At 58.1% G+C, this 26,625-nt stretch carries 19 protein-coding genes; all 19 read left to right on the top strand.

Translation table 11 applies throughout. From position 1 onward, the window contains the following. The first annotated feature begins 129 nt into the window (after positions 1 to 129). The 19 genes from B5E43_RS01300 (at position 130) to B5E43_RS01210 (ending at position 26,602) form a co-directional block, all read left to right on the top strand. Positions 130 to 642, top strand: a complete 513-nt coding sequence (locus tag B5E43_RS01300) for a hypothetical protein (protein WP_087392936.1) — start codon at positions 130 to 132, stop codon at positions 640 to 642. Continuing rightward, positions 635 to 2,077, top strand: a complete 1,443-nt coding sequence (locus B5E43_RS01295) for a terminase family protein (RefSeq protein WP_087392935.1) — start codon at positions 635 to 637, stop codon at positions 2,075 to 2,077. Before B5E43_RS01300 ends, B5E43_RS01295 begins: the two co-directional genes overlap by 8 nt. 3 nt (positions 2,078 to 2,080) lie before the next feature. Continuing rightward, positions 2,081 to 4,198: a hypothetical protein gene (locus B5E43_RS01290; protein ID WP_242964659.1), complete on the top strand. Its 2,118-nt coding sequence runs from the start codon at positions 2,081 to 2,083 to the stop codon at positions 4,196 to 4,198. Positions 4,199 to 4,210: 12 nt separating this feature from the next. Next, complete coding sequence (locus B5E43_RS01285) at positions 4,211 to 4,519, top strand: ribosomal-processing cysteine protease Prp (RefSeq protein ID WP_087392934.1); 309 nt, start codon at positions 4,211 to 4,213, stop codon at positions 4,517 to 4,519. A 173-nt stretch (positions 4,520 to 4,692) separates the two neighbouring features. After that, positions 4,693 to 5,703 carry a hypothetical protein gene (locus B5E43_RS01280; RefSeq protein ID WP_087392933.1) on the top strand — a complete coding sequence of 337 codons (1,011 nt, stop codon included), beginning with the start codon at positions 4,693 to 4,695 and terminating at the stop codon, positions 5,701 to 5,703. Between the two features lie 40 nt (positions 5,704 to 5,743). Next, positions 5,744 to 6,751: a N4-gp56 family major capsid protein gene (locus B5E43_RS01275; RefSeq protein ID WP_087392932.1), complete on the top strand. Its 1,008-nt coding sequence runs from the start codon at positions 5,744 to 5,746 to the stop codon at positions 6,749 to 6,751. 62 nt (positions 6,752 to 6,813) lie between these two features. Next, positions 6,814 to 7,308, top strand: a complete 495-nt coding sequence (locus tag B5E43_RS15400; RefSeq protein ID WP_242964658.1) for a hypothetical protein — start codon at positions 6,814 to 6,816, stop codon at positions 7,306 to 7,308. A 135-nt stretch (positions 7,309 to 7,443) separates the two neighbouring features. After that, positions 7,444 to 8,466, top strand: coding sequence for a collagen-like protein (locus tag B5E43_RS15395; RefSeq protein WP_242964657.1), 1,023 nt, complete (start codon positions 7,444 to 7,446; stop codon positions 8,464 to 8,466). Positions 8,467 to 8,483: 17 nt separating this feature from the next. Beyond that, positions 8,484 to 9,044: a collagen-like protein gene (locus B5E43_RS15595; protein WP_087392931.1), complete on the top strand. Its 561-nt coding sequence runs from the start codon at positions 8,484 to 8,486 to the stop codon at positions 9,042 to 9,044. Between the two features lie 12 nt (positions 9,045 to 9,056). Then, positions 9,057 to 9,500, top strand: coding sequence for a hypothetical protein (locus tag B5E43_RS01255; RefSeq protein ID WP_087392930.1), 444 nt, complete (start codon positions 9,057 to 9,059; stop codon positions 9,498 to 9,500). 225 nt (positions 9,501 to 9,725) lie between these two features. Further along, positions 9,726 to 10,184: a hypothetical protein gene (locus B5E43_RS01245; RefSeq protein ID WP_087392928.1), complete on the top strand. Its 459-nt coding sequence runs from the start codon at positions 9,726 to 9,728 to the stop codon at positions 10,182 to 10,184. 15 nt (positions 10,185 to 10,199) lie between these two features. Further along, complete coding sequence (locus B5E43_RS15590) at positions 10,200 to 10,373, top strand: DUF6273 domain-containing protein (RefSeq protein WP_343214257.1); 174 nt, start codon at positions 10,200 to 10,202, stop codon at positions 10,371 to 10,373. Positions 10,374 to 10,586: 213 nt separating this feature from the next. Next, the gene (locus tag B5E43_RS01240) at positions 10,587 to 11,831 is read left to right on the top strand and encodes a reverse transcriptase domain-containing protein (protein ID WP_087392927.1); all 1,245 of its coding nucleotides are present in this window, start codon (positions 10,587 to 10,589) and stop codon (positions 11,829 to 11,831) included. Further along, positions 11,740 to 12,441, top strand: a complete 702-nt coding sequence (locus B5E43_RS01235) for a DUF6273 domain-containing protein (RefSeq protein WP_087392926.1) — start codon at positions 11,740 to 11,742, stop codon at positions 12,439 to 12,441. The genes B5E43_RS01240 and B5E43_RS01235 overlap by 92 nt, the downstream gene beginning before the upstream one ends. Before the next feature lie 63 nt (positions 12,442 to 12,504). Then, a complete protein-coding gene (locus tag B5E43_RS01230) occupies positions 12,505 to 12,993 on the top strand; it encodes a hypothetical protein (protein ID WP_087392925.1) in 489 nt (162 codons plus the stop codon). A gap of 16 nt (positions 12,994 to 13,009) precedes the next feature. Next, entirely contained in the window at positions 13,010 to 14,836 is a 1,827-nt protein-coding gene (locus tag B5E43_RS01225; protein ID WP_087392924.1) for a hypothetical protein, read from the top strand. A gap of 3 nt (positions 14,837 to 14,839) precedes the next feature. Then, a complete protein-coding gene (locus B5E43_RS01220) occupies positions 14,840 to 15,130 on the top strand; it encodes a hypothetical protein (protein ID WP_087392923.1) in 291 nt (96 codons plus the stop codon). Positions 15,131 to 15,146: 16 nt separating this feature from the next. Next, complete coding sequence (locus B5E43_RS01215; protein ID WP_087392922.1) at positions 15,147 to 16,577, top strand: hypothetical protein; 1,431 nt, start codon at positions 15,147 to 15,149, stop codon at positions 16,575 to 16,577. A gap of 11 nt (positions 16,578 to 16,588) precedes the next feature. After that, positions 16,589 to 26,602 carry a hypothetical protein gene (locus B5E43_RS01210; protein ID WP_087392921.1) on the top strand — a complete coding sequence of 3,338 codons (10,014 nt, stop codon included), beginning with the start codon at positions 16,589 to 16,591 and terminating at the stop codon, positions 26,600 to 26,602. The last annotated feature ends 23 nt before the right edge of the window (positions 26,603 to 26,625 follow it).

The following is a 26,625-nucleotide window of genomic DNA, read 5'->3' as shown; positions in this document are numbered from 1 at the left end:
GGATTATAGGGGGGTGAGGGTGTGAGGGGGCCTCCCCCCTTCCGTCCAAACTTTTCCCGGTTTTCGTGGCGCAATATTCGCACTCCCCTGCTACGATGAAATCAGTATGCAAAAAGGAGGTATGGAGATATGGCAAAAAGCAAATATGAAACCCATGTATCTCCGTACCTGGAGAAAATCGAAAAGTGGGCGCGCGAGGGAGCAACAGCGAAGGAGATCGCCGGGAAGCTGCGTATTGCCTATTCCACTTTCCGAAAGTACCTGGACCTGGGCAGCGAGGGGGACGAGCGCTACACGGCGCTTTCGGTTGCTTTCACGCGGGCGTGCGAAGAACCGGACGATAACGTGGAGGCGGCGCTCTATAAGAGGGCCTGCGGGTTTGAGTATGTCGAAACCAAGCGGGAGCAGCGGATTGACAAAGCTGGCAACGTCATTGAGCTGGTGACCACCACCAACAAGATGGTCCCGCCTGACCCGACGAGCGCGATGTTCTGGCTTACCAACCGCAGGCCGGACACCTGGAAGTACAAGCCGGACGGCAAGGAGGACGATGCCGACGATGCCGGGGGCGTTGTGCTTCTGTCCCCTGTGATGGAGAACCCAGGGCCTCCCGTTCCTGGAGGAGGCGACGCCGATGGGTAATGTGGTATGGAGGCCGCAACCGAGGCAGGCAGCTCTCATGGCTCGCTTCGAGGACGAGGCGCTGTATGGAGGAGCTGCTGGCGGCGGAAAGTCTGATTGCGCCCTCGCCGAGGCGCTTCGGCAGGTTGAGATTCCGTACTACCGCGGCCTCATTCTCAGAAAGACCTTCCCGCAGCTCACTGAGCTGATGGACCGCTCGACCGAAATCTATAAGCGGGCATACCGCAAAGCCAAGTTCAACGAGAGCAAGCACGTCTGGACCTTCCCGAGCGGGGCCAAGATTTACTTCGGCTCCATGCAGTACACCAAGGACAGAACCAACTACCAGGGCAAGCGGTATGACTTCATCGACTTCGACGAGCTGACGCAGTTCTTGTGGGAGGAATACAGCTATATGTTCTCCCGGAACCGCCCGAACGGGCCTGGAACGCGGTGCTACACCCGCGCCCAGGCAAACCCCGGCGGCGTCGGTCATGGATGGGTAAAGGAACGGTTCATAACCGCCGGGAAGCCCATGGAAACCATCTGGGAGCAAGTGAAGATCAGGCACCCGGATGGGCGCGAGGAGGTTCGGTGGAAGTCCCGCATCTTCGTCCCGTCCTCTGTGTTCGACAACAAAATCCTGCTGGAGAATGACCCGGACTACATCACCCGCCTTGCATCCATGCCGGAGCAGGAGCGGAACGCGCTTCTTTACGGGAACTGGGACACCTTCTCCGGCCAGGTGTTTACCGAGTGGAGGAACGACAGCGACCACTACGAGGACCGCATCAATACCCATGTCATCTCCCCGTTCGTTGTGCCGGACACATGGGCAATCTGGTGCGCGCTGGACTGGGGCTACTCAAGGCCGTTCTCTGTTGGATGGTATGCCGTAGACCACGACCGGAGGCTCTACCGCATCCGTGAGTATTACGGATGCACGGGGACGCCGAACACCGGCGTGAAGATGGAACCCTCGGATGTCGCCCGGAAGATAAAGCAGATCGAGGCGGAGGACCCAAACCTAAAGTGGCGGAACATCCATCGCGTTGGCGACCCTGCAATCTGGGGCAGCCAGGGAACGGAAAGTATCGGCGCTCTGATGGAGCGGGAGCGCGTCTACTTCGAGAAGGGAGATCATGCCCGCATTGACGGGAAGATGCAGGTCCATCACCGGCTCGCCTTTGATGAAAGCGGAATCCCGATGCTCTATGTGTTCTCTACTTGCAAGCATTTCATCCGAACTGTTCCGAACCTCGTGTATGACGAGAAGGACGTGGAGGACATCGACACCGACGGAGAGGACCACATCTACGACGAGCTGCGGTATGTCTGCATGAAGAACCCCATCGCGCCGCGGCCCAAAAAGGCCCCTCCCCTTGTGGTATATGACCCGCTGTCTACCGACGATGACTTGCGGTACGACAGATACGAATTTTTCAGGAGGTACTAAGCTATGCCGACATTTGGACGAAAGAGGAACAACCAGGAGGAACCGGAGAACGTCAGCCGGTCCAAGGTGGAACCTGGGCAGGAAGCCAACGCGGAGCAGAGCGCGGTGCGGTCTGGCGCTCGGAACAGTATGCAGGCCAACGGGCTGCCCGGTTTGCAGCGCAACGAGGGCATCAGCCCGGAAATGGCTGCTATGCTGCTGACTGCCCGCTCCAGCCAAAAGCGAATCGGAGAGAAAGAGGTCGCCCGAGCAATCGACATCCTCACGGAATACAAGAACGGGAAAACCATGCTTGAGAACCGCGTGGTTGAGGACGAACTGTGGTGGGAGCTTCGGCATTGGGAGGTCATGCGGCGCGAGCGGAAAAAGGCCGGAGAGAACACGGACGCAAGGCCGGAGCCTACGAGCGCATGGCTGTTCAACTCTATCCTGAACAAGCACGCTGACGCCATGGACAACTACCCGGAGCCTGTCGTGCTTCCGAGAGAACGGTCCGACGAGGAGAGCGCCAAGGTCTTGTCCTCTGTGCTTCCGGTTGTGCTGGAGTACAACGACTACGAGCAGACCTACTCGGACAACTGGTGGGAAAAGCTCAAGCACGGAACGGCTGCCTACGGCGTTTTCTGGAACAGCAGCAAGGAGAATGGGCTGGGTGACATCGACATCCGGGAGATTGACCTTCTGAAACTGTTCTGGGAACCCGGCGTGACAGACATCCAGAACTCCAGAAACCTTTTCATCGTGGAATTGGTTGACGAAGATCTTCTGGAGCAGCAGTACCCGGAACACAAGGGACACCTGGGCGGGAGCGTCATTGATGTGAAGCAGTACATCTACGACGATACCGTGGACATCAGCAACAAGAGCGTGGTGGTGGACTGGTACTACAAGGTCCGCAACGCATCCGGCAGGACCATCCTGCACTACGCAAAGTTCGTCGGGACCACCCTTCTGTTTGCCAGCGAGAATGAGCCTGAGTACCAGGAGCGCGGCTGGTATGACCACGGGAAATATCCTGTGGTCCTGGATGTGCTTTTCCCTGAAAAGGGAACGCCGGTGGGCTTTGGCTATGTTGCCATCTGCAAGGACCCGCAAATCTACATCGACAAGCTCTCCTCCAACATCCTGGAGAACGCCATGATGACCACGCGCAAGCGGTTCTTTGTGTCCTCCAGCACCGGCGTGAATGAGGCTGAGTTCCTGGATTGGAACAAGCCTCTGGTCCATGTAGAGGGAGAGCTGGACGAACACCGCATCCGGGAGATCACCACGCAGCCCCTCTCTGACATCTATGTGACCGTGGCACAGATGAAGATTGAGGAGATGAAAGACACTGCATCCAACCGCGACGTGAACTCCGGCGGCTCTGGCTCCGGCGTGACGGCTGCTGCTGCTATTGCCGCACTCCAGGAGGCCGGAAACAAGGCCAGCCGCGACATGATTGCCGCAAGCTACCGCACGCACGTCAAGGTCAACTCCATGTGCATTGAGCTTATGCGGCAGTTCTATGACGAAACCCGCTCCTTCCGCATCACCGGGACCGTACCCGGCAGCTACCAGTTCATCGACATGAACAACGCCGCAATCAAGGACCAGGTCGTTCCCTCTGGCTACCCTGGGCAGGAGGTCATCTACCGCAGGCCGGTGTTCGACGTCAAAATCAAGGCTCAGAAAAAGAACCCGTTCTCCCGCATGGAGCAGAATGAACGCGCCAAGGAGCTGTACGGCCTCGGGTTCTTCAACCCGGAGCGGGCGCAAGAGGCGCTGGGCGCGCTGGAGATGATGGAGTTCGAGGGCATCGACAAAGTCAGGGAGCAGGTCCAGCAGGGGCAGACGCTTCTCAATATCTGCCAGCAGATGTCGCAGCAGATGGACCAGATGGCGCTCCTTCTCCAGGCGCTTACCGGGAAGGACATGGGCGTAAACTCTGGAGCTGCCGCGGCTGGAGGCTCTGGCGGGAAGGTATCTGCTGCCACGTCCGGCTCTGTGGGCAACACGGATGGCCTTGCAAGCGACATTTTGCAGGCCCACACGCCTATGACCGATTATGGGACGCGGCTTGCTGCCCGCAGCTCTCCCAGCATGAACGCAAAGAGCAGCGCAGCTACGCCGCAGGCATAAGGAGGACACGCCATGACGAAGGTTTATGCAGAGTTCGAGGGCGGGCGCTGCTTGTTAAACCTGGAGGGCCACGCCACCGGAAGCCCGGAGGTTTGCGCGGCGGTGTCCGGCATCGTCTATGCCCTGGCCGGGTATGTCACCAACGCAGAGAGGGACGGCCATGCGGAGATTTACTCCATGAGGATGGATAGTGGTCGGGCGCTCCTGCACTTCCACGGCGATGACAGAGTGTGCGGCGCTTGCGAGATGGCTTTCGTTGGCCTGATGCAGATTGAAAAGCAGCACCCGGAGCATATCAAAGTGAATTTTGCTCCTGATTAAAAATTTTTCTGGTTTTCAGGGCGCAATCAGAAACGGCTTCTGCTACGCTCAGAATGTCCTCCTACTTCACCTCCATGGATGGCGGATGCGGCGAGCGCCGCTCCGCTGTCCTGGTGGAGTACATGGACCGACGCACGGGGGCGAAACACCCGCGATGAAAAGGAGGAAATCCGATGAAACACAGCGACATTTTGCTGGACATCAACCTCCGTCTGTTTGACGGCGGCGCTGGAGCGGCAGCTTCCGCAGCCGGTGACGGTACGGGCGGTGACAGCAACCAGGGCGGTTCCCAGGCATCCCCCGGTTCCACCCGCCGGGGAAAATCGGGCGAGTTCAGTAACGTGCTTTTCGGAAAGCAGGATGACCCGGCGGCGTCCGGCGAAACCAAGCCTGCCGAGGGCCAAGCGAAACCTTCCGCCGCCGGGAAGGGCAAAGAAGGGGATGTGCAGGTCACATCCAACACCATGGAGGATAGACGCAAGGCTTTCCAGGAGCTTGTCAACGGCGAGTACAAGGATGTCTATACCGAGGAAACACAGCGCATCATCGACCGGCGTTTCAGGGAGGCCAAGAACCTGGAGCAGCAGTCGGCCAAGCAGCAGCCTATCATTGATATGCTGATGCAGCGCTACAAGATTTCCGACGGCGACCTCTCCAAGCTGTCCACCGCCATTGAAAACGACAGCGCTTACTGGAGCGAAGCCGCCGAGGAAGCGGGCATGAGCGTGGAACAGTACAAGCAGTTCCAGAAGCTCCAGCGTGAGAACGCTGCCCTTCTCCAGGCACAGCGTATGCGGCAGAACCAGCAGGCAGCCCAGCAGCAGCTCCAGAAATGGTACAGCGAGGGCGAGCAGGTAAAGGCCGTGTACCCCAGCTTCGATCTGGCCGCGGAATCGAAAAACCCCCAGTTCCTCTCTATGCTGAAAGCTGGCGTTCCGGTGCAGCACGCCTACGAGGTCGTTCACATGGACGAAATCAAGGCTGGTGTCGCTCAGAACACCGCGCGCAGAACCGAGAAGCAGGTGGTTGACGGCATCCGCGCCAAGGGCAACCGCCCTGCCGAAAACGGCACATCCTCCCAGAGTGCGGCATTTACCGTGAAGGACGACCCTCACAAGTGGACCAAGAAGGACCGCGCGGAGGTCGCCCGCAGAGTTGCGCGGGGAGAAACCATCAAGCTGTAAGCTGATGTAATCTCCCCCGAAAGGAAAGGAGATTATATCCATGTATAAGTTCAAGGACTACGTCCTTCTGCCCGTCGTTCTGAACCTGTTCGAGGGCAACACCAACGTCACCACCGACGGCGGCCTGTCCGACGAGATGAAAACTTTTTACAGCGATTATCTCATTGACATGGCCGAGCCTGAGCTGGTGCATGACCAGTTCGGCCAGAAGCACCCCATTCCCAAGAATGGCGGCAAGACCATCGAGTTCCGCAAGTATGACCCGCTGCCCAAGGCCCTCACCCCTCTGACCGAAGGTGTGACCCCTGACGGTCAGAAGCTCAACATGGGCGTCATCACTGCTACTGTGAAGCAGTACGGCGGCTTCATCGAGCTGTCCGACATCCTGCTGCTGACGGCCATTGACAACAACCTGGTGCAGGCCACCAAGCTGCTGGGCAGTCAGGCGGGCCGTACCCTGGACACCATCACCCGCGAAGTGCTGAACGGCGGCACCAATGTTCAGTACGCCGAGGGACAGGTTGACAGCCGTGCGGAGCTGTCCTACACCGATGCGGAGAACAACATGAACCTGACCGTGGACGCCGTCAGAAAGGCCGTCCGCTTCCTCAAGGTTATGAACGCGCCCCGCATCAACGGCTACTACGCCGGTATCATCCACCCGGACTGCTCCTACGACCTGATGTCCGACCCCAAGTGGGTGAACGTCAAGACCTACTCCGACCCCGAGGGCATCTACGAGGGCGAGATTGGCCGCATCGAGGGCGTCCGCTTCGTGGAAACCAGCGAGGCCAAGGTGTTCACCGGCGAGGGCGCTGCTGGCCGCGACGTCTATTCCACCCTGATTCTGGGCGCTGACGCATACGGTGTGACCGAGATCACCGGCGGCGGCCTCCAGCACATCGTCAAGCAGCTCGGCTCTGCCGGTACTGCTGACCCCCTGAACCAGCGTGCTACCGCTGGCTGGAAGGCCACCAAGGTGGCTGAGCGTCTGGTGGAGGCGTACATGGTACGCATCGAAACCACCAGCACCTTCACCGCTGCGTGATAACCTGGGCGGCGGGACTGCCCCGCCGCCCTTCACTACATCTACGACAAGGAGGAACTGATATGGCGAGCAAGAAAGATGAAACCGCCACCGGCACCGGTACTACCAATGACCAGATGCAGAACAGCGGCAACTCCGCTTTTGACGCTTCCGCCGAGGCAGCCAAGATTATTGAGGCTGCCAAAGAGGAAGCGCGGTCCATTCTGGACACCACCAAGGCCGAGTGTGAGAAAATCGTCGCCGAAGCCAAGGCCAAAGCCGACCAGGAAGCGCAGGCTGTGGCTGCGGCAAAAGCGGCCTCCCCCGCTCCGGCCAGCAAGAAGGGCGACGAGCTGGTGAGCATCCAGCTTTTCAAGGACAACGACAAGTACAAGGACGATGTCTTTGCGGCTGTCAACGGCGAGCGCGTGCAGATCAAGCGCGGCGAGCGCGTGCAGATTAAGCGGAAGTTTGCCGATGTCCTGGAACAGTCCATGCGGCAGGACACCGCAACGGCCAACATGATTGAGCGCCAGAGCGCTGAGTATGAGGCCAAGGCGAAGTCGCTGAACATCTGACAAACGGCACGGCTGGGATAAAAACGGAATAGATAACCGCGAACACCCAGGCGGCTGCGACACGGCGCGGCAAGGAAGCAGAGGGTCCTTCCCCCTCTGGCCCTTGCCGCGCTTTTTTGAAGGGAGGGAATACAAATGGACAGAACCATCAATGTGACTGTGAACGGGGAATTTGTTCGGAAGGACAGCAAAAACGCCGGTGTGCAGGGCGAGGCAAACTCGACCGTGCTTCACATCGTACTCAGTGACGAATGGGCGGAGTACAGCAAGCGGGTTGTGTGGCGCGACGCCATGGGAGAAAACCCCGTTTCCGTCCTCCTATACAGCGCCGTCGCTGAGCTTCTGGATGGGAAGGACCCGTTGACCTTCGATACGCCGATTCCGGCGGAGCCTCTGGCCGTGGCAGGCTGGTGCAGCTTTACCATTGAAGGGTTCCGGGAAAGCTCCCCCACCGCGGTTGCAATTACCGTGACCGATAATCTTCTGGTGAAGCCGAACGACGCCTACGGAGCGCCCGCAGAACCCACACCCACTCAGGCACAGCAGCTCCAGTTGCAGATTGACGGCATCATCCCCCAGGTGACGGAAGCCGTTTCCACCGCGATTGAGGCTCTGAATCAGGCAGAGGAGGCCGTGAAGGTTTGGACGGTGTGGGACCCTGACACCACCTATTTGCCCTTGCAAAAGGTGTCCAGGCTCGGAAGCTCCTACATCTGCCAGAAATCGAACACCGGGATTGACCCTGCCGTTGACACAGCGGACGGCGACGGTGTGGTTGGTATGTACTGGCTTATGATCGCCCAGAAGGGCGACAAGGGCGAGCAGGGCGCTGCCGGTCCGCAAGGAGATACCGGGAAAACCGGCCTCCAGGGTGAACGCGGCGTGCAGGGAGAGCCTGGAATCCAGGGCATCCAGGGAATCCAGGGCATCCAGGGTCCGCGAGGATTGACCGGACCACAAGGAGCTGTTGGCCCGCAGGGTCCGCAGGGAATCCAAGGCCCCCAGGGTCCCAGAGGCATCGACGGAGTTTCCGTGGCAACATCCGGCATGGTGTCGTTCAATGTTACGGAGGACGGGCATCTTCTGTGTTCTTACACCGGCGACGAAAGACCCAACTACTACATCAACGATGAAGGGCATTTGTGCCTTGACATCTGACGGAAGGAGGAAACTATATGCCTACTTTTGACCTCGGCCTGGTTGTCGGCCCCCAGGGTCCGCAGGGTGAAACCGGCCCCCAGGGCCCCCAGGGCGCTACCGGTCCCCAGGGCGCTACCGGTCCCCAGGGTGAAACTGGCCCGCAGGGTCCGCAGGGCGTTCAGGGAATCCAGGGCGAAACCGGCGCACAGGGAAACCCCGGAGCGGACGGCGTTACGCCGAACATTCAGGTGGGAACCACCACTACCCTTGCTGCTGGTAGCAACGCAACGGTGACGCGGCGGGCCGGAAGCCCTGATGCTGCCCCCATCTTCGACTTCGGAATCCCGAAGGGCGCTGATGCGGTAAACCCCGGCGATATGCACAAGGCGACCTACGACCCGAGCGGGAAAGCGCAGGACATCTTTGCATACGCTGACGCCAAAATGCCTAAGACCGGCGGAGCGTTCACCGGCGTGACATCCGGCGTATCTCCTACGAGCGGCAGCACCAAGGGCTTCCGCAATATCTATTTCGGAAGCGGCGCTCCCTCGTCTGGCCTGGGTTCCAACGGCGACGTCTATATCAATATCGGGTGAGGAGGAACAGACATGATTAAAGCAGGAAACAAGCAGATCAACGACAGCGGCTTCGCTGTGGTCACGGAAACCATTTCCGGTAACGCTCGGCAGGCGGTCATCCTGGAGCTTCCCGGAGGCATCGACGATGAAACCCTGGCTTCCCTGTGCGCTGGACCTATCGAGGTTCTGGACGCGGACGGGAACACTGTGCAGAGCCACGTCGGCCCCTTCCGCATCTCTACTCACAGCTTGAAGCTGGTCCGCACCGATGTGAACGGTGACGTGGCCGCTCTGACCGCGAGAGTGACCGAGCTTGAGGCGGAGCTGTCCACGCAGGTGAGCGCAAAAGAAAGCGCCCTGAATGAGCTTGCAAGCGTCACAGCACAGCTCGTAGACCTCAAATCCAGCGTGCAGACCGTAGGGACTGTGACCACTCCTGTTTTCGGCGCTGACAACTTGCAGGCGGAACAGTGATTAAGATTGCCTGCAAGGATGTGTCCGAGCTGTCATGCACCATTCCGAACATCATTTCCGAGCTTGAGCAGCCGTGCGGTATCTGCAAAAGCGGCGAGCTGGTCCTAACCGGCTTATCCCCACTCGGGACGCCAGTTACGGTCAGGCTCATGCGGGATTTTGTTTTGGAGGTAGACGGAATCGACCAGGGCACCATGAACAACATTCGGGAAAGAGGGTGTCCGCGTGCCTTATAACACGGCTGGAACTGACAAAAGAAAGAGCGACGAGTTCCTACTTGGAAACCGGGCGGCAGATCTCTGGCTATACACCTGCGACGTGTGCGCCAACGAAAAGGTCATACCGAAAAAGTACCGCTATACCGTGGGAACCGGCTTGATGGAAACCGCAGAGAAAATATGCGCCTACATCGAAGAAGCGAACCTTATCGACCTGAGAGAAGCACCGCGAGAGCGGCTGCTGCTTCAAAGGAAAGCCTTGCGCGAGTGCAGAAAGCTGGAGAGAAAAATCCTCCGTATGAAGGAGAGCAAGCAATTCCCTGGCGTTTCGGCGGACAAGGCCGCGGTATGGAGCAAAGCGGTTCTGACCGTCCGGTATATGGGAGCAGCTTGGTACGAAAAGGATAAGGCCAGAGCAGAGCCTATGAACTTGGATGCAGGACGGACCGGGAGATTGAGGCCGTAGGCCGATAGAACCCGCCTGTCTTTCATTAGGGTATGGCCTATTCGCGCCGTCCGCTGGGGCTTGCGCTCCCCGAACTCCGACACCAACAACGCGTACAACATCAATACCGACGGCTCTGTGAACAACAACAACGTCTACAACGAGAACTTCGCCCCGCGCCCCGCTCTGATGGACACCGCGTACAAGTAGTCCAGCCGGACGAAAGCAGAGGCCCATCATCAAAGGAGGCCATATCCTGTCGCGGCAAGCTGTAACGGAGGACACAGCGAGCCAGGACGAACACATGGCATTGACGCCGACGCGCCCGCTACCGGGGTAGGCCCCGGACACCTGCGTGCAGGGAGGTAGCGGCGGCTATCAGCGATGCCCGCGCTCCTCGGCCATCCAAAAGGGTGGTGAATTATGACTTTTGAGGAATTATGCTCCTTTGAAACCCTCTGGAACGCCTACCGGCGCGCCAGAAGGTGCAAGAGAAGCAAAGGGAGTACAGCGGCCTTTGAATACAGCGCAATCGAGGAGCTGCTGATACTCTCAAAATCACTTTTGCAGGGGAAGTACCAGCCTGACCCGCTGGATGCTTTCCTGATCTATGAGCCGAAAAAGAGGCTTATCCAGGCCCCTACTTTCCGGGATAAGGTGGTACAGCACGCCATCACGGACAACATCGTGTACCGCGAGCTGTCGCGCAGCTTTACGCTGAACACCTACGCGGCACAGTATGGGAAAGGGACGCATTTCGGGCTTGAGATGCTGGAGAAACACCTGAGAACCTACTTCCTGCGGAAAAAGGGAGCAGAGGAGGCCGCAAGGCGCTCCGCCGGACTTCCCCCCAAACCGATAGAGGAATGGGACTATGCGAACGGCGCAGTCATCAAGGGCGACATCCGGCACTTCTTCCAGAGTATAGACCATGAGAGGCTGAAAAACGCGCTGGCGGAGCGGTTCACGGACCGCCGCTTGCAAGAGCTGATGTGGCGGTACATCGACGCGGTAGATGGTCTTGCGCTTGGTCATCAGACCAGCCATATCTATGCCGTGTTCTTTGTCCACTCCATCATGCACTATGTGGGAGAGAAACTGCATCTGCCCCTCGCTGGAATGTATATGGACGATTGGTATGTGATCTGCCCGGATATGGGGACGGCCCGAGAAGCGCTCTCCCTGTTGAGAAAGCAGTTTGCGCGCCTCGGGCTGGAACTCAACCAAAAGACCAACATCTTCCCCTTGCAAAACGGCATCGACTTCTGCGGGTTTCATACCTACCTGACCCGGACGGGAAAGGTGGTGAAAAAGCTGCGCTACTCCTCCATCAAGCGTATGAAGCGACGCATCCGCCTTTGGGAGAGGCAGTACGCGGCTGGGGAAATCTCACGGGAGAAAATCATGCAGAGCTTCCAGTCATGGGAGGCCCATGCCAAACATGGCGACACCAGGAAGCTGAGAGAAGAAATGCGCGCCAGGTTGGAGGCGAGCTTGGCCCGCGCAGAGAACCGCCGCAGGCAGGGCGGGGAACCGCCGCCCTGCCAAGGCATAATCGAAAGGAGAACAAAACGATATGGGACAGTTACTTTCCAATCTTGCAAACGGAAGTCTGGTCAAGCTGGACGAGAACACACAGGCAAAGAAGTTCCTCAAGCTGGACAATGACCACTACGGCAGCGGAACCGGCGTGACCATGCTCCGCAAGGACACGTTCAACGAGCGACAGTGGGAGGCCAGCTACGACGGCGGCTATAAGAACCGGTATATCGGCTGCCTGCTGGACAACTTCTGCGATTTGATGTGGCCCCTGATGCTGGACAAGGAGATTCAGGAGTGCATTGTTCCGGTTCCTATTGTGGTCGCCGAGGGCAACGGCGTTTCCACGCTGCACACCATCTACCGAAAAGGGTTCGCGCTCTCCTGCACGGAGGTAGGCGTTTCTGGCTGGCAGACAGAGGGTACGAAGTTCAGCTACTTCTCCGACAACAATAAGCGCATCGCCTATTTCGACGAGACGGCGACCGCCGTCCGCTGGGGCTTGCGCTCCCCGTACTCCGACACCGACCGCGCGTACGACGTCCGTACCGACGGCTCTGTGGACCGCAACCGCGTCTACTACGCGCACTTCGCCCCGCGCCCCGCTTTTAATCTTAAATCTTCTATCGTTGTATCTGATAGCCCGGACAGCGATGGATGCTACACGATTGAGAGCGTTCCGGGAAAGAGCGGCGGACTTTACGTCAAGAACAATGGCGTGTGGGTCCAGGCAGCCTAAGATAACAACCAGCCGGACGGCGGATGCCGCCGTCCGGCAAATTCTTTGAGAGGAGGCGGCGATATGCCGAGCATCAACGAGATCATCGAGCGGGTCGGGCAGCTCCGCCCGGACGCATACGATGACAGCTCGAAAGCCGGTTGGCTCATTGAGCTGGACGGGAAAATCTACCGGGAAGTCATCCTGCGGCACCGGCTTACGCCGGGGGTGGAGGCGCACGGGCCGGTTGGCGTATGCCCTGAGTGCGGAAGCTCGGAAATTTTTTATGACAGCGGGATGGACTGCTCCTCCTGCCAAGCGTGCAGATGGAGCGAGCTGCCCAAACTGGTGCGGTCCTACCCGGAGGACGGGGACGTGCCGCTTCTGGTTCCGGCCCCTTACGACAACCTCTATTCCCTCTACCTGATGGCTCAGATTGACTTCCACAACCGCGAGGGAGAGAACTACAACAATTCCGCGCTGGCCTTCAATCAGGCCATGGACGAGTTCAAAAAGGACTACCACAGGACCCACATCCCGATTACAACGGGAACCTGGAGCGGTCTGTTCTGAGGAAGGAGGCCCCATCTTGAAACTTCCCTATTTCACCACGGCGGCGAACCGGACGAAGCGACAGGTCATCGCGTTCGGCGGCGTCAATTACGGAGAGAACACCGGCGACGGAGAGCTTGCTGAGAGCTTCGGCCTCTCCTCCGCACGCTTCCCATGCCTGACGCAGCGCGCCGGTAGAAAGACCTATGCCGGTTACGAGGCACCCACGGGGATCTATGCCAGAGGGAAACTGTGCGTGGTTGACGGAACGGACTTCCTTTACGACGGGAAGGTTGTGGGACAGGTGGCTGCCGGTGCGAAGCACTTTGCCACAATCAACACGAAAATTGTGATTTTCCCCGATAAGGTCTACTACGACACTGATGCGGAGGAGTTCGGAAGCCTGGAGGCCCACTACCCCGGATATACCGGAGATGTCACCTTCTCCGCGAACACCATCACCGTGCCGGAACAGAGCTATATCGACCACGCGGCAGAAAGCGAAACCACCATCTCGGGCGTAGGGGCTGACACCACTATGACCGCCTATACGGGGGCGATCGTGAACAAGTCCAGCGGAGCGCTTACCATGAGCGGAGGAAGCGAAAAGACGCCTGGGAAGCTCAAGTCTGGCGACATCATCCAGTATGAGTGTGACACCGAGAAAGAGTACATGGTGGTGAAAAGCTCCACTGAGCAGAGCGACGGGACATATCATATCAGCTACATCCTGCACGATGTACTCCTACACAAGTACCCTGACTTCGACGAATACTTCTCCGCCGGTGACGCCATTGAGATTTCCGGCTGCACCACCCACGCGGAGAACAACGGAAGTCACATCATCCGCTCTCTCGACGGGAGAACGCTTACCTTTGACAAGGACATCTTCTCTGGCACGGGAGCTGAGAATGGCACAGTGAGCCTTGCAAGAGAGGTCCCGGACCTCACCTGCATCTGTGAGTGCGACAATCGAATTTGGGGCGCGGAGGGAACGACGATCTACGCATCTGCACTCGGCGACCCAAAGAATTTCAAGCTGTACGACGGCCTCTCCACGGACGCATACGCCGTTGCCGTTGGAACGGATGGAGCTTTCACCGGCTGCATCGCGTACTCCTCCACGGTTCTTTTCTGGAAAGAGAACTGCGTACACAAAGTAATCGGGTCTATCCCCTCCAACTATGAAATCTACACATACACGGTTCCTGGCCTCCAGTCCGGCAGCGAAAAGAGCATGGTCATCATCAACGAAACCCTGTTCTACAAGGGGCGGAACGGCGTTTACGCCTATACCGGCGGAACACCGGAGCTTATCAGCGAGAACTTCGGAACGCGGCGTTTCTTCGATGCTGTGGCCGGTACGGACGGAGAGAGGTATTACATCTCCATGCGGACCGAGGCGGGAGATTGGGAACTTTATGTATTTGATACCGCGCAGGGCATTTGGCTTCGGGAGGACTTTACCCATGCTGCGGACTTCGCACAGCTCAACGGAACGCTCTATTTTTTGGATGCAAACTCCGGCAAGGTGATGATGTGTGGGCAGGACAACGAGGAGGAGGGGCGGCTTCCGTGGAACGCCACCCTCTGCCAGATGGATGAAACCACGCACGGCAGGAAGATTTACTCCCGGTTGTACCTTCGGGCGGAGATGGAGCAAGGTTCCTGGCTTCGTGTGGAAATCAGTGTGGACGGAGCGCCGTTCCGCCAGGTGTTCATCACCCACAATGAGCGGGCGCAGACCGCACAAATCCCAATCCTCCCCACGAGATGTGACAATTTCCGCGTTCGGCTCTCTGGAAAGGGCTTCTGCCTGCTCAAGAGCATTGTGCGGGAGTTCACCGTAGGAAGCGAGGTGTGATAGATGGCTACTATTCTGCCGGGTTCACCGCCCACCTACAACCGGAACGACATCTCGGCGACCGTCAAGGCCCTGTGCAACTACACCAGGAGCCTCCAGGAGAACGCGGACTATATCCTCGGGCAGCTCAAGAAAACCAGCGAGCAAAACACGACGGACATCTCCGCTCTGAAAACGAGTGTGGAGAGCTTGAAAAAACAGGTTTCCAGCCTGCAAAGCTCCGTGGAATCTCTTGGGAACAACTACAACAGCCTGTCGGCCCGCGTAGCGGCGCTGGAGCAGGCAATCGGATAACAAAGGGGGTATCACCATGGCAACCAAAAAGAACGACGAGGAGAAGGTTTCCCAGGACATCAAGGCGACCAGCTCCAGTTACAGAGCGCTTGACAACAGTGGAAACGACTATGCCAGCATGGTCGGCATGAGCGATCTGGACAAGGCGGCTCTGGAGGCTGCCGGTAAGTCTTGGGCCGAGGCCAACAAAGCCGGAGATCAGGCGGGCATGGACGCGGCGCACAAGCAGGCGGAGGCAATCCGCGGTCAGTACGGATATTCCGGCGGCGGAGACGGCTCACAGTATATCCCGACCGGCACCAAGAGGGAGGAGTTTTCCTACGAGAGCGCACCCTCTTATACCAGCAAATATCAGAGCCAGATTGACGAGCTTACGGAAGCAATCCTTGGCCGGGACCCCTTCGAGTACAACTACGAGGATGACCCGAACTACCAGCAGTACAAGGAGAGCTACACGCGCTCCGGCCAGAGGGCGATGCAGGACACCCTCGGGCAGGTGTCCGCCCGCACAGGCGGCCTTGCAAGCTCTTACGCAACGACGGCGAGCCAGCAGACCTACGACAACTACATGGCAGCCCTCGCCGACAAAATCCCGGAGCTTCGGCAGCTCGCCTACGCCATGTATCAGGACGAGGGCAACGAGATGCGGGCAAATCTGGAAATGCTCATGGCTCTGGAGCAGGGCGACTACGCCAAGTATCAGGATCTCCTCACCCAGTACAATACCGACCGCAACTTCGACTACGGGATTTACCGGGATGACATCTCCGACAGCCGGTATGACAAGGAGTGGAACTACCAGGTTGGCCGGGACGAGATTGAGGACAAGCGGTACGAGGATGAAACCGCGTGGAACCGCGAGCAGTACGAGAGCGAAGAGGAGTACAACCGCGCGCTGGAAAAGGCGCAGACCCTTGCGGCTGCTGGCGACTTCTCAGGCTACAAGGCCCTTGGGTACACGGACGCGGAGATTGCCAACCTCAAGAGCGCCTATGACAAGGCGCAGGCGGCGGCACGGGTATCCTATTCCGGCAGCGGCAGCAGCGGAGGGGGCAGCAGCGGCGGCAGCAGCGGCAGCAGCAGCCAGTCTGGAATCGTTGACACCATGCTCGGCTTTGGTAATGACACGAAAGCCTATGAGTATCTGCTTAGCCTGGATATGTCCAACGCCAAGACGGAAACTCTGTGGTCCCTTTATGAAAGCGCCCGCGGCGGAGGCGGCAGCATCCCCACGTTCAGCGACAGAGACAGCGCTGTTGCTTATATGAAAGAACAAGGCGTTCCGAGCGGGAACATCGCCGGAATGATGACAAGAACCGAGTGGGCCAGACGAAAGGCGTCCTACCAGCAGTATGGGCAGGGCGGCACCGAGGTTACGGAGTACGACAGCTACACCGACTATATGAACGCCTACGTTGAGTATTGCATCGAAACCTACGGCGGATAAGGAGGATTTCTATGAGCTTTAGCGATTGGACAAAAAAGAAAAAGCAGCAGACCGGCTCTACTTCCTCTGCTTCCGGTCAGACTGGGACGCGGGTTACCGCGCCCCAGTCCTCCAGCATCCTCCGGGATGACACCCCCTCTGACTTCGGCGAGTGGACCAGGAAAAAGTCCGGTAACGCTATGTGGCGCAGCGAGGAGATCGGCTTCGACCAGTGGATGGAGAACCTGAACAATTTCTCCAAGCGATTGAGCGATGATTACTCCTCCAGGGAGAACACCTTCCAGCCTGCCGACAGTTTCCTTTCGTACCAGGAGGAAACGAACCGCAGCATTGACAGCTACACCAGAAAATCGCAGGAGTATCGGGACTACTTCACCAAATACCGCGATATGTACGACGCGGACTACGGAGAGGGAACGGTTGACCGCATCCTCTCCGCCCTTGACGAGGGCGATAGCTTCCTGGCCGGTGTCCGCGAAAGCCTTGGAAACGAGTATGACTTCTGGTCCCAGTTCGAGGACGAGGATGATTATGGGACCTACCTGAAAGGCAAGGAGTATGCCGCTCTCGCTGAAAATGATGACTTCGCGGAAAAGAGCAAGTATGTTTCCACCTATCAGCCCGGAACCGAAAAATTCAACGCATGGACCGGAACATACTCCAACACCGGTTTCGCCGACATCAACTACGACTACATCAACAAGGACGAAACAGCCGTAAACCGGCAGATTCTCTCCGACATTCAGAGCAACGCCTCTCTGCTTGGCCTGGATAACAGCGAGCGCGGGGAGATGACGGATGATGAAATCGCCATTTTCAACTACATCTACGCAACGGAAAGCCCGGAAGCTGCCTATGAGTATATCGACTATCTGACGGCTGACCTAAACTACCGCCAGCGGCTCAGCGCGGAGCAGGAATGGGCGGAGTATGCGCGAGAGCATCCCGTTGGTTCCTCTGTGTTCAGCGTCCTGGAAAGCCCCCTCAAGGGCCTTTCCTATATCGGACAGTTTGCGGACTTTACCGCAGACGGAGAAATTGACCAGAACGAGGGCTACAACAAGTTTTCCTACATCAACAGCGCTATCCGAAACGAGGTAAACACCATCGTGGAGGACAACTGGGGAGGCGTTGGCAGCTTTGCCTACACCACCGGCATGAGCATGGGCGACTTTCTTTTCAATACGGCAATCACCGGCGGAAACAGCGCGCTCACTCTCGGTATCATGGGAACCGGGGCTGCTGCGGACACGACTATTGCCGCGAAGGATAGGGGCCTCTCTGACGGTCAGGCTTTCGCGCTCGGCACCATCGCTGGTGCCGCTGAGATCATCACGGAGAAGTTCTCTCTGGATGCTCTGTTCAAGGGAGATTGGGAGCAGGGCGCTCTCAAGTATGTTCTTCGGAACACACTCACCGAAGGAAGCGAGGAGGTCGGAAGCGACCTTATCAACCTTTTTGCAGACATCCTCATTTCCAAGGATAAGTCCGAGTGGCAGATGTCTATTGATGCCTACATGGAAAGCGGCATGAGCGAGGACGAGGCTTTCTGGCACGCGGTCACAGACCAGGCCGAAACCATGGGCCTCGATTTCCTTGGCGGTGCCATCTCCGGCGGCGTCATGTCCGGCGGTGCCGTTGGAATCAACGCTGGCCTGAACGCCTACACCGCGCAGCAGACCGGAGCAGAGTTTTCCGCCATGGGCGACGATGTGGTGGATGCCATCATTGAGGAAGGTCTTGCAAGCGACCCGTCCACGAACAGCTATCAAATCGCGCAGCAGCTCCAGCAGAAGCGCGCGAATGGCGAGCAGATCACGAACATGGAGCTGGGCAGGTTGTACCGCGCGAACGTTGTCGCCATCGACGCAGAAACGGAACATTCACAAAATGATGCCGAAACTGTGAATGATGTCCCGGAATCGACCCGGACGGCGATTGAAATGCTGGTAAATGGAGAGCAAATCAGCGGCAACCAGGCGGCTCGCATCGCCCAGAACCAGGATGCTGTCGCTCTGCTTTCCAGACTTACCGGGACCGAGATTGATACCGACGCTCCGTTGAGCCGCGTTAAAAGCGACATCCGCTCCCTTGCAAGCCGCTCTGCCGGTGTTTCTACTGATACCGGTACTGCTGTGGCGTCCCAGCAGGACGCCGTACACACGTCACCCCAGACGCTCCAGGGTAGAACAACCGCGGAGGCGGCGTACGATATGTCCCGCGTGCGCGCCGCTGCCTCGTCCCTCGGTGAGAACGGAGCGAAAGCGCTTGCTGCTTCCTACGACGGCGACGTGAACGCAGACAGCTTTTACGCCGGTTTTGCTGCTTATTATGAGGCTGGTGTTTCCGGCATGGACATGGAGAAGGTACGCAGCGACTATGCATCTGCCCTCAACAGCGCTCAGAAGTTTGCGGCATATTCCGCGGGGCAGAATGACGCCGCCGCATCCCTGACCGCGGAACGAGAGGGTGTGAAGTACGCTACCGTCTACGGCGACGAGGCTGGTTTTGTCCCCAATGAACATTCCACAGATCTGCCGGACAGCACGGTGCGCTTTTACAACACCGTAGCAAGAGCGACCGGAACCAAAATCCAGATGGCCCCCGCCACCGGTGAGGGCGGCGCAAACGGCTGGTATAAGGACGGGACTATCTATATCGCCGCAGATGCCGAAAACTCCGGCACGGTTGTGGCAAAGCATGAGATCACACACCGGCTCCAGGAGATTGCACCGGCGGAGTACCGGAAGTACCGGGACTATGCTGTAAATGCCCTCTCAGAACGCGACGGTTCCTCTGCATCTCTTGTGGAGCGGTATAAGGCTCGATACGCCGAGAGCGGCGTAAATCTGACTACCGAGCAGGCTATGGATGAAATCGCCGCCGACTTCACGGAAGCGCTGATTGTTGACCCGTCCCGCTTTGAACGCCTGACCCAGCAGAACCGAAGCGTGGCCGCAAAGGTTGTCGATGCCATCAAGAACTTTATTGCCAAGGTAAAGTCTGCTTTCACCCGGACCGGCGATAGAAATGCTGCCGCTCGTGAAACCTTCGGCGTTGACCTCGACACCCTGGAGGAAGCCGCGCGGCTCTGGAGCGAAGCTCTGGAGGCGGGATATGAGCACATCTCGTCCGCTCAATATCTGGCAACCGAGGAAGGGCAGCGAGTTGAATTGTCCGACGTGAATACCCGGTATTCCTTGCGCGAGAAGGACCCACCCAAAAAAACCGGCGTGGCCTACAAGGTATTCTACGCAAAGGGCGGGCAGCTCTACCCTCCCATGGTTGCGAATCCTGGCGGCGCAGGAACACCGGTTGGTGTGTGGCTTGATGCTGACATCGGGCAGGCGGCACCTCCTTCCAAGACCGGTCGTATGCAGGTGCAGGCGGGCGGAAAGGGAACCAATGCGGCAAAGGGCAGTCTGGCGTTCCGTCCCGGCTGGCACCTGGGCGACATCCCGCTGGCAAAGCAGTTTGCAAGGAAGAACCCGGAAACCGGCGTAAAGGACCTGTTCCCTGCTGACTTCGTATGGGCGGAGTGCGAGTACGCCATGGATGTGAACTACCAGGAGGAGGCCATGTCCTACGGCTATACGGAAAACGGAAAGTTCCGCCACTCCTATGCTGGCCTCCCAAAGCTCCCGACTGACGGCTATTACAGATACCGCACGAACCCGAACCCGGACACGGTTCCTTGGGTCATCACCGGCGCTATGAAAGTGAACCGCATCCTCACCGACGCGGAGACGGACGCTATTTGCCTTGAGGCTGGCGTCGAGCCTATGAAGCGACAGGGCGGCCCTATGGACGAGGCAAAGCTGGCCGCTCTGGGCTTGACGGCGGGGGATGTTACGGATGGCACAAGGTTCTCCATGAAGTCTCCTGTGGAGCAGACCGACACATTGATTGCCCTGCACAATCTAACGGAGAGCAAACTGCTTGGCGACCTCCGGCTGGGCGGATTCCCCATGCCATCCATCGCGGTGACGCGCATGGACATTCCCCACACGAATTTCGGGGATATTACGCTTGTCATGGACCGGCGAAGCATCGACCCGAGGGCCAATCGAAGGAATGTAGTTTACAGCGCCGATGCGTGGACCCCCACATTCCCACAAGTAGAGTATGCCGCGGACGCCACGGTGGAACGGCGTATCTCCGGGCGGCTGAACAGCCTTTCCCGCCAGATCGACGAGATGTTTCGGCAGGATTTGTACCGAGTGTCCTATGACATGGAGGACCTTCTTAACCGCTATGGTGGAGAGACCGGCCTTGTGGAACACGCCATGGACAACTACGGTCTAAAGGCTGCCTATCTGGAGGAACGCGGGCAACACATCGCTGCTGTTACCACTCAGCGGGAGGCGGACAGAGGCTACAATCCTGACAGAGCGGACAAATACCAAGCTGTTGCGGATGCGCTTGGCACGGAGGACCCGGACGCTATCGGCTCCATGAACCTCAAGGAACTGCGGGAGCGGCACGGTGAGGCACTGGAGCAGGCGTTCCCTGGTATGACCAAGAGCGCGTTCCGCATGAGCGGAATCCTGCGGCAGGTGCAGGAGTATTTCCGGGACCGCGGGAGCGCACCGATCTATGAAACCGTGACGGACAGCGCGGCCACGCGGCGCGCAGTGGACGAGGCTCTGGACAAGACCGGATATGAACGGTGGGTGCGGGACCTGTTCTCCGGCATTGAGGGAGACAGCGGCATCTACAACAACAAGGAGCGGTTCACCCCGAGCGGGAACCGGCGCACCTTCCAGCAGACCCACTACCCGGTCACTCTGGAAAACATCGTCAAGGCCATGAAAGGCCAGAACGGTGGGAACAGCAAGAACGTGTCTGGGTTCTTCGGCGTCAAGAGCCTGCGGGCCGGTACGGCGCGTCGGTTCAAGAATATTGCGGATATGCACAGTTTGGAGAGCCGCCTGCAAAACCTGACAGAGGAGGAAACCAAGGCCATCAACGACGCGCTGGACGAACGGCTCATTGAGATCACCGGGGAGCTGGCTGAAAAGTCCCCTGGTGGCGCACGGGAGTACGATTACCACCAGGCGGACACCATTGGAAACATCCTGGTAGAGATCGCCGACGGCGGAACCTACACTATTGACAGCATCATGAGGAAATTCAACGAGGAGTACGGCTACCGCATCTCCAACGAGCTGGCGGCAAAGGTGCGGGACCTTCTTTTTGACGTTTCCCAGATGCCGGTGAATCTCTTTGAAGCTAAGCCGGAACGGGCGGTAGGATTTGACGAGGTCCTGGCTGCTGTGGTGCCAGATGACAGCAGCGGCGAGCTGCGGTCTGCCCTTTCTGGTAGGGGCGTAAATGTCCTTACCTATAAGGCTGGAGACGATGCGGACCGCATCGCCAAGGTCAACAGCGTGGAGGGGGCGCGGTTCTCGCTGAAATCTATGGATAGCAAGGGACGGGAGCTGACGGAGGAGCAACAGGCGTTTTTCCGTGACAGCAAAATCACTGACGCAGAGGGGCGGCTTCTGGTTCTGTACCACGGGACTACTGCCTATGGTGAGATTACAAAGTTTCGCCGTGGGCGGTCTGGTTGGCTGGGACCCGGCATCTATCTCGCAAGCAGGCAGGCCGATGCACAGCGGTATGCGGACGCTATGGGAGAGGGTAACGGCCAGCTTTATGAGCTGTACGCAAATGTGACAAAACCTCTGGTGGTTACTGACGGAAACCCCGTTCCTGAAATACTGCGTGAGGCTTACGGGCGGGACAGCATTTATAAATCCCGCTCTGCAAAGCAGAGCAACGACACGCACATCATCACATCTGCTGACATCAAGAAATTGCAGGGCAAAGGATACGACGGCATACAGTGGAATTTTGGCGGGAATACGGAGGTGTCCGTGTTCTCCGCGGAACAGATCAAGCGGGTGGACAACGAATCCCCCACCTCTGACCCGGACATCAGATGGTCCTACAAGGGCAATAACCTTCTCCGGGAGAACGCGGCCTTGCAAGAGGAAAATGCAATCCTCCGGGAACGGGTTGAGTATTGGAAGGGCCAGACAAGGAGAACCCAGCGCGTCACAACGGACAAAAAGGCTGTTGCTCGTGCTGCCCGAGAGCTTATCCGAACCTACCACTCCGACCTGAGCGCCGATGAAATCGCAGGGGATCTCCAGAGCCTTTACGATTACATCGCCAGCGGGCGCGACGGGAACAACGAGCTGACCTACTCCGAGGCACGCCGACGCTCTGACGAAATCGCAAGGAAACTGGTGGATGCAGCCACGGAGACCGACGGGACATACGAACAGTATAAGGACCTGCGGGACTATGTACGGACCACTGCACTCTATGTGAGTGAGGAGGACAGCCGCGACATCCCGGACTATGGCGCATGGCGCAGGCAGCGGTTCGGTAGGATGAACCTGCGGAAGGGTCCGACCAACATTGACCAAGTGTACCAGGAGATGTCGTACCTGTGGCCCGAGTTCTTCGACGAGCAGCGGCACAGCAACCCCATGGACCAACTTCTTCATATCGCAGAGGTGCTTGACGGAATCTACTCAGTGGAGGAGCGCAACCCCTTTGGTGCCTATCTCAGCGAGGTGGTCACAGATGCGTCCAATGAAATCATGGAGACATTCTTTGACCTTCCCCAGACCAGAAAGACCTTCGCGGACCGGCAGGCCGCCCGCATCGACGAAACCAGAGCCAAGGGGCAGCAGCGCCTCCAGAGGCTCAGGGAGCAGCGCGACGCCCGCCTCGCGGAGCTGCGCGCGCAGAACAGAGAGCGTGTTCAGCGCGCCGTTCAGAGGGAGAGGGAAACGAGAGCGCGCCAGATCGACCGGCTGAAAACCAGGTATGCCGAGAGAGATGCTTCGGCCAGAGAGCGCCGTAGCGCCCGCGAGCTTCGCGCTCGAATCATCCGGCACACGAAGGACCTGTCCGCGAAGCTCCTTCGCCCGAGCGACAAGCAGCACATCCCCGAAAGCCTGAGAAAGGCCGTTGCCTCCGTCCTAGAATCCATCAACCTGGAGAGCGTCTACACGATTGACCCGGAAACCGGCGAGCGAAAGAAGGGCGGTAATGGCGACCCCACAAAGCGGACGGCTGCGTTCCGCGAGCTTCGGCAGGCTTATTCCAACATCACAAAGGAAGGGGCGGACTATACCCTGGTCATCGACCCTGACCTGATGGACAATCTGAATGAGATTGAGGCCATGAAGGACACGCCGATTGCCGAGATGGGTACGGCGCAGCTCTCTACCATCTGGTCTACTATCAAGGCGGTCGAGGCTTCCATCCGAACCGCAAACAAAATGCTTGGCGCTTCCAGGTTCCAGACCATCTCCCAGGTTGCGGAAGGAATCCGAAACGACAACATCATGCGGAGCGACCGCGGCGATTACCGGGGCGCACTCGGGAAAATTGACAAACTGGTGAACCTCGATATGCTTACGCCGCAGGGGTATTTCCATCGGCTCGGGAGAACCGGAGATGACATTTTCCGTATGCTACGCTCCGCCCAGGACCGCCACATCGAAATCATGCACGAGGCACAGCGGGCCACGAAGGACATCATCGGGAAGCTGGATGTCAGAAAGCTGGAAAGAGAAACGCACACGTTCGACCTTGACGGGCAGAAGGTGACGCTATCCACAGCCCAGATTATGTCTCTTTATGAGCTTATGAAGCGGAAGCAGGCGCAGGACCATATCTTCACCGGCGGCATCAGGCCGGATGCGGTGAGAGGTGGCAGGGGCATCCGTGAAAGCCGCAGAGCCGACGCGGTTCGTGTCACCGTCGAGGACCTTGCTGAGATCACTGGAAAGCTCACGGAGGAGCAAATCAGAATTGCCGACGGCCTGCAAAAGTATATGGGCGGCAGGCTTGCGGAGCTTGGCAATCAGGCCAGCATGGAGGTCTACGGCTACCAGAAATTCAACGAGCCGGACTATTTCCCCATTCAGGTAGATAAAAACCAAACGCAGAAGGACATCACAAAGGATGCCCAGGCCCAGACTATCGCCGGTAGAGGGTTCACAAAAAGCACTACCCCGAAAGCCAACAACGCGGTCATGGTCGGGAGCATCTTCGACATCTTCTCCTCCCATGTCAACGACATGGCGACTTATGCTGCGTGGCTCTCTACGATGGAGAATGTCCGCCGCATCCGGGACTTCACCTATCGTGACAGCGAGTGGAACCGGACCGGGACAGTAAAGAGCGTGATTGAGCGCGTCTTTGGCAGGAACGGAAACAGCTACCTCAACAAACTGGTGGATGACCTCAACCAGGGCGTCAGAGCCTCCGGGAGCGGAAACTTTATGGACGGCATCATCGGCAACTACAAGGCCGCCGCTGTCGCCGCGAACCTCCGCGTCGTTCTCCAGCAGCCTACGGCCATTCTTCGGGCGCTGAACACCATCGACGCAAAATATCTTATTGCTGGCTCTGTGCGCCGCGGCGACTGGGAAAAGGTTATGAAGTATGCCCCGATTGCCCGGTGGAAGGACTGGGGCTATTTCGACATCAACACTGGCCGCCAGATGAAGGATGTCCTCCTGGGCAGCAGCAGCGCTATGGAGAAAATCAAGCAGGCATCCATGGCCCCTGCCGGGAAAGCGGACAGTTTCGCGTGGGCGCGGCTCTGGAACGCGGTAGAGGCAGAAACCAAGGACCGCAGACCGGGATTGAAACCCGGAACTGACGCGTTTTACAAGGCTGTCGCAGATCGCTTCTCTCAGGTTATTGACCAGTCCCAGGTTGTTGACGGCATCCTCCAGAGGTCCCAAATCATGCGCTCACCGGACGCCCTCACAAAGATGTCCACCTCCTTTATGGCAGAGCCGACAAAGACCTACAATATGTTCGTGAACGCGGTCTATGACCTTCGACACGCTACTGGCCGGGATGCTCGCAAAACGGCGAGGAAGGTCCTTGTAAGGACCTCTACGGCGCTTGTAGTGTCCTTCACGGTAAACGCCGTCATGCAGTCCATCGCCGACGCTCTGCGCGACGATGACAAGGAGCTGGAATACTGGGAAAAGATGCTCCAGGCTTTCACCGGGTTCTCTGGCGACGAGGAGAGCTTCCTTGACTACTGGAACAGCTTTTGGTCCGGCAACCTGGAAGCAAACTTTAATCCCCTCGGCTATATTCCCTATGCGAAAGATCTTGTTTCCATCGCGCAGGGCTACGATGTTTCCCGCATGGACATGGAACCCATCACGAAGGTGTGGGAAGCGTTCGCCAATATGAGAAAGGCTCTGATCGGTGAGGGGAAATACTCCATCGCCGGTGCCTCGGCAACAATGCTTTCCGAGGTTGCGCGTCTGTTCGGCGTCCCTGTTGCAAACCTCAAGAGAGACATCCAAGCCGCGGTCGCTACGGCGGCAATCGAAACGGACAACTACCTCATGCAGTACCGCATCGACAAAGCCCTCCTGAACATCGGCTACCAGGGCAACCGAAGCGGATTCATGGACATCCTCTATGCAGCGAGCATCAATGACCCGGAGGCTTATGAGTTCATCTATGAGGACATGGTGTCCAGCGGAATCACTGAGGAGCAGATCAGGAACGCTATGGAGAGCCGCATGAAAGATGACCAGGGCGTTGAGAGCGTGGCGGACCTGGAGAAAAGGTATCTCACCCCGAACCAGGAAAAAACCTACGACAGCCTGTATGGGCAGGTTTCCAACTCCTCAGTCTGGAGGTCTGCAAACCAGGAGCAGAAGGATTCTATCGAGGAGGACATCTACAATCTCGCCGTAGGAACCGACGCTGGCGAAAAGCTCATGGAGAAAATCGAGGGCGGCTCCTCCTACGGAATCAGCGAAGCGGACTACCTCCTCTATCTGGCTGCCCGCGAAATCGTGGATTCCAAGAACGATGACCCCGAAAAGAGAAACGGGAGCATTGACCAAGAGGAAGCGGAAGCGGCCATTGATATGCTCACAGGGCTGTCCGACGAAGCGAGGGCATACCTCTGGCAGAGTACGAACAAGGGTTGGAAGGAAGAAAAGAACCCATATCGCTGATGGAGAATAGGAGGCGGTGCCTG

The organism is Flavonifractor sp. An100 (genome assembly GCF_002161175.1).
Taxonomy (GTDB): Bacteria; Bacillota; Clostridia; order Oscillospirales; family Oscillospiraceae; genus Lawsonibacter.
This window is presented reverse-complemented; position numbering and strand designations above follow the sequence as displayed.

Excerpts from the sequence above, each read along its gene's own strand:
- B5E43_RS15595 (WP_087392931.1), top strand. The coding sequence starts at position 8,484 with ATGCCTACTTTTGACCTCGGCCTGGTTGTCGGCCCCCAGGGTCCGCAG.
- B5E43_RS01215 (WP_087392922.1), top strand. The coding sequence starts at position 15,147 with ATGGCAACCAAAAAGAACGACGAGGAGAAGGTTTCCCAGGACATCAAG.
- B5E43_RS01285 (WP_087392934.1), top strand. The coding sequence starts at position 4,211 with ATGACGAAGGTTTATGCAGAGTTCGAGGGCGGGCGCTGCTTGTTAAAC.
- B5E43_RS01240 (WP_087392927.1), top strand. The coding sequence starts at position 10,587 with ATGACTTTTGAGGAATTATGCTCCTTTGAAACCCTCTGGAACGCCTAC.
- B5E43_RS01220 (WP_087392923.1), top strand. The coding sequence starts at position 14,840 with ATGGCTACTATTCTGCCGGGTTCACCGCCCACCTACAACCGGAACGAC.
- B5E43_RS01235 (WP_087392926.1), top strand. The coding sequence starts at position 11,740 with ATGGGACAGTTACTTTCCAATCTTGCAAACGGAAGTCTGGTCAAGCTG.
- B5E43_RS01295 (WP_087392935.1), top strand. The coding sequence starts at position 635 with ATGGGTAATGTGGTATGGAGGCCGCAACCGAGGCAGGCAGCTCTCATG.
- B5E43_RS01300 (WP_087392936.1), top strand. The coding sequence starts at position 130 with ATGGCAAAAAGCAAATATGAAACCCATGTATCTCCGTACCTGGAGAAA.
- B5E43_RS01230 (WP_087392925.1), top strand. The coding sequence starts at position 12,505 with ATGCCGAGCATCAACGAGATCATCGAGCGGGTCGGGCAGCTCCGCCCG.
- B5E43_RS01280 (WP_087392933.1), top strand. The coding sequence starts at position 4,693 with ATGAAACACAGCGACATTTTGCTGGACATCAACCTCCGTCTGTTTGAC.
- B5E43_RS01255 (WP_087392930.1), top strand. The coding sequence starts at position 9,057 with ATGATTAAAGCAGGAAACAAGCAGATCAACGACAGCGGCTTCGCTGTG.
- B5E43_RS15400 (WP_242964658.1), top strand. The coding sequence starts at position 6,814 with ATGGCGAGCAAGAAAGATGAAACCGCCACCGGCACCGGTACTACCAAT.
- B5E43_RS01290 (WP_242964659.1), top strand. The coding sequence starts at position 2,081 with ATGCCGACATTTGGACGAAAGAGGAACAACCAGGAGGAACCGGAGAAC.
- B5E43_RS15395 (WP_242964657.1), top strand. The coding sequence starts at position 7,444 with ATGGACAGAACCATCAATGTGACTGTGAACGGGGAATTTGTTCGGAAG.
- B5E43_RS01210 (WP_087392921.1), top strand. The coding sequence starts at position 16,589 with ATGAGCTTTAGCGATTGGACAAAAAAGAAAAAGCAGCAGACCGGCTCT.
- B5E43_RS01275 (WP_087392932.1), top strand. The coding sequence starts at position 5,744 with ATGTATAAGTTCAAGGACTACGTCCTTCTGCCCGTCGTTCTGAACCTG.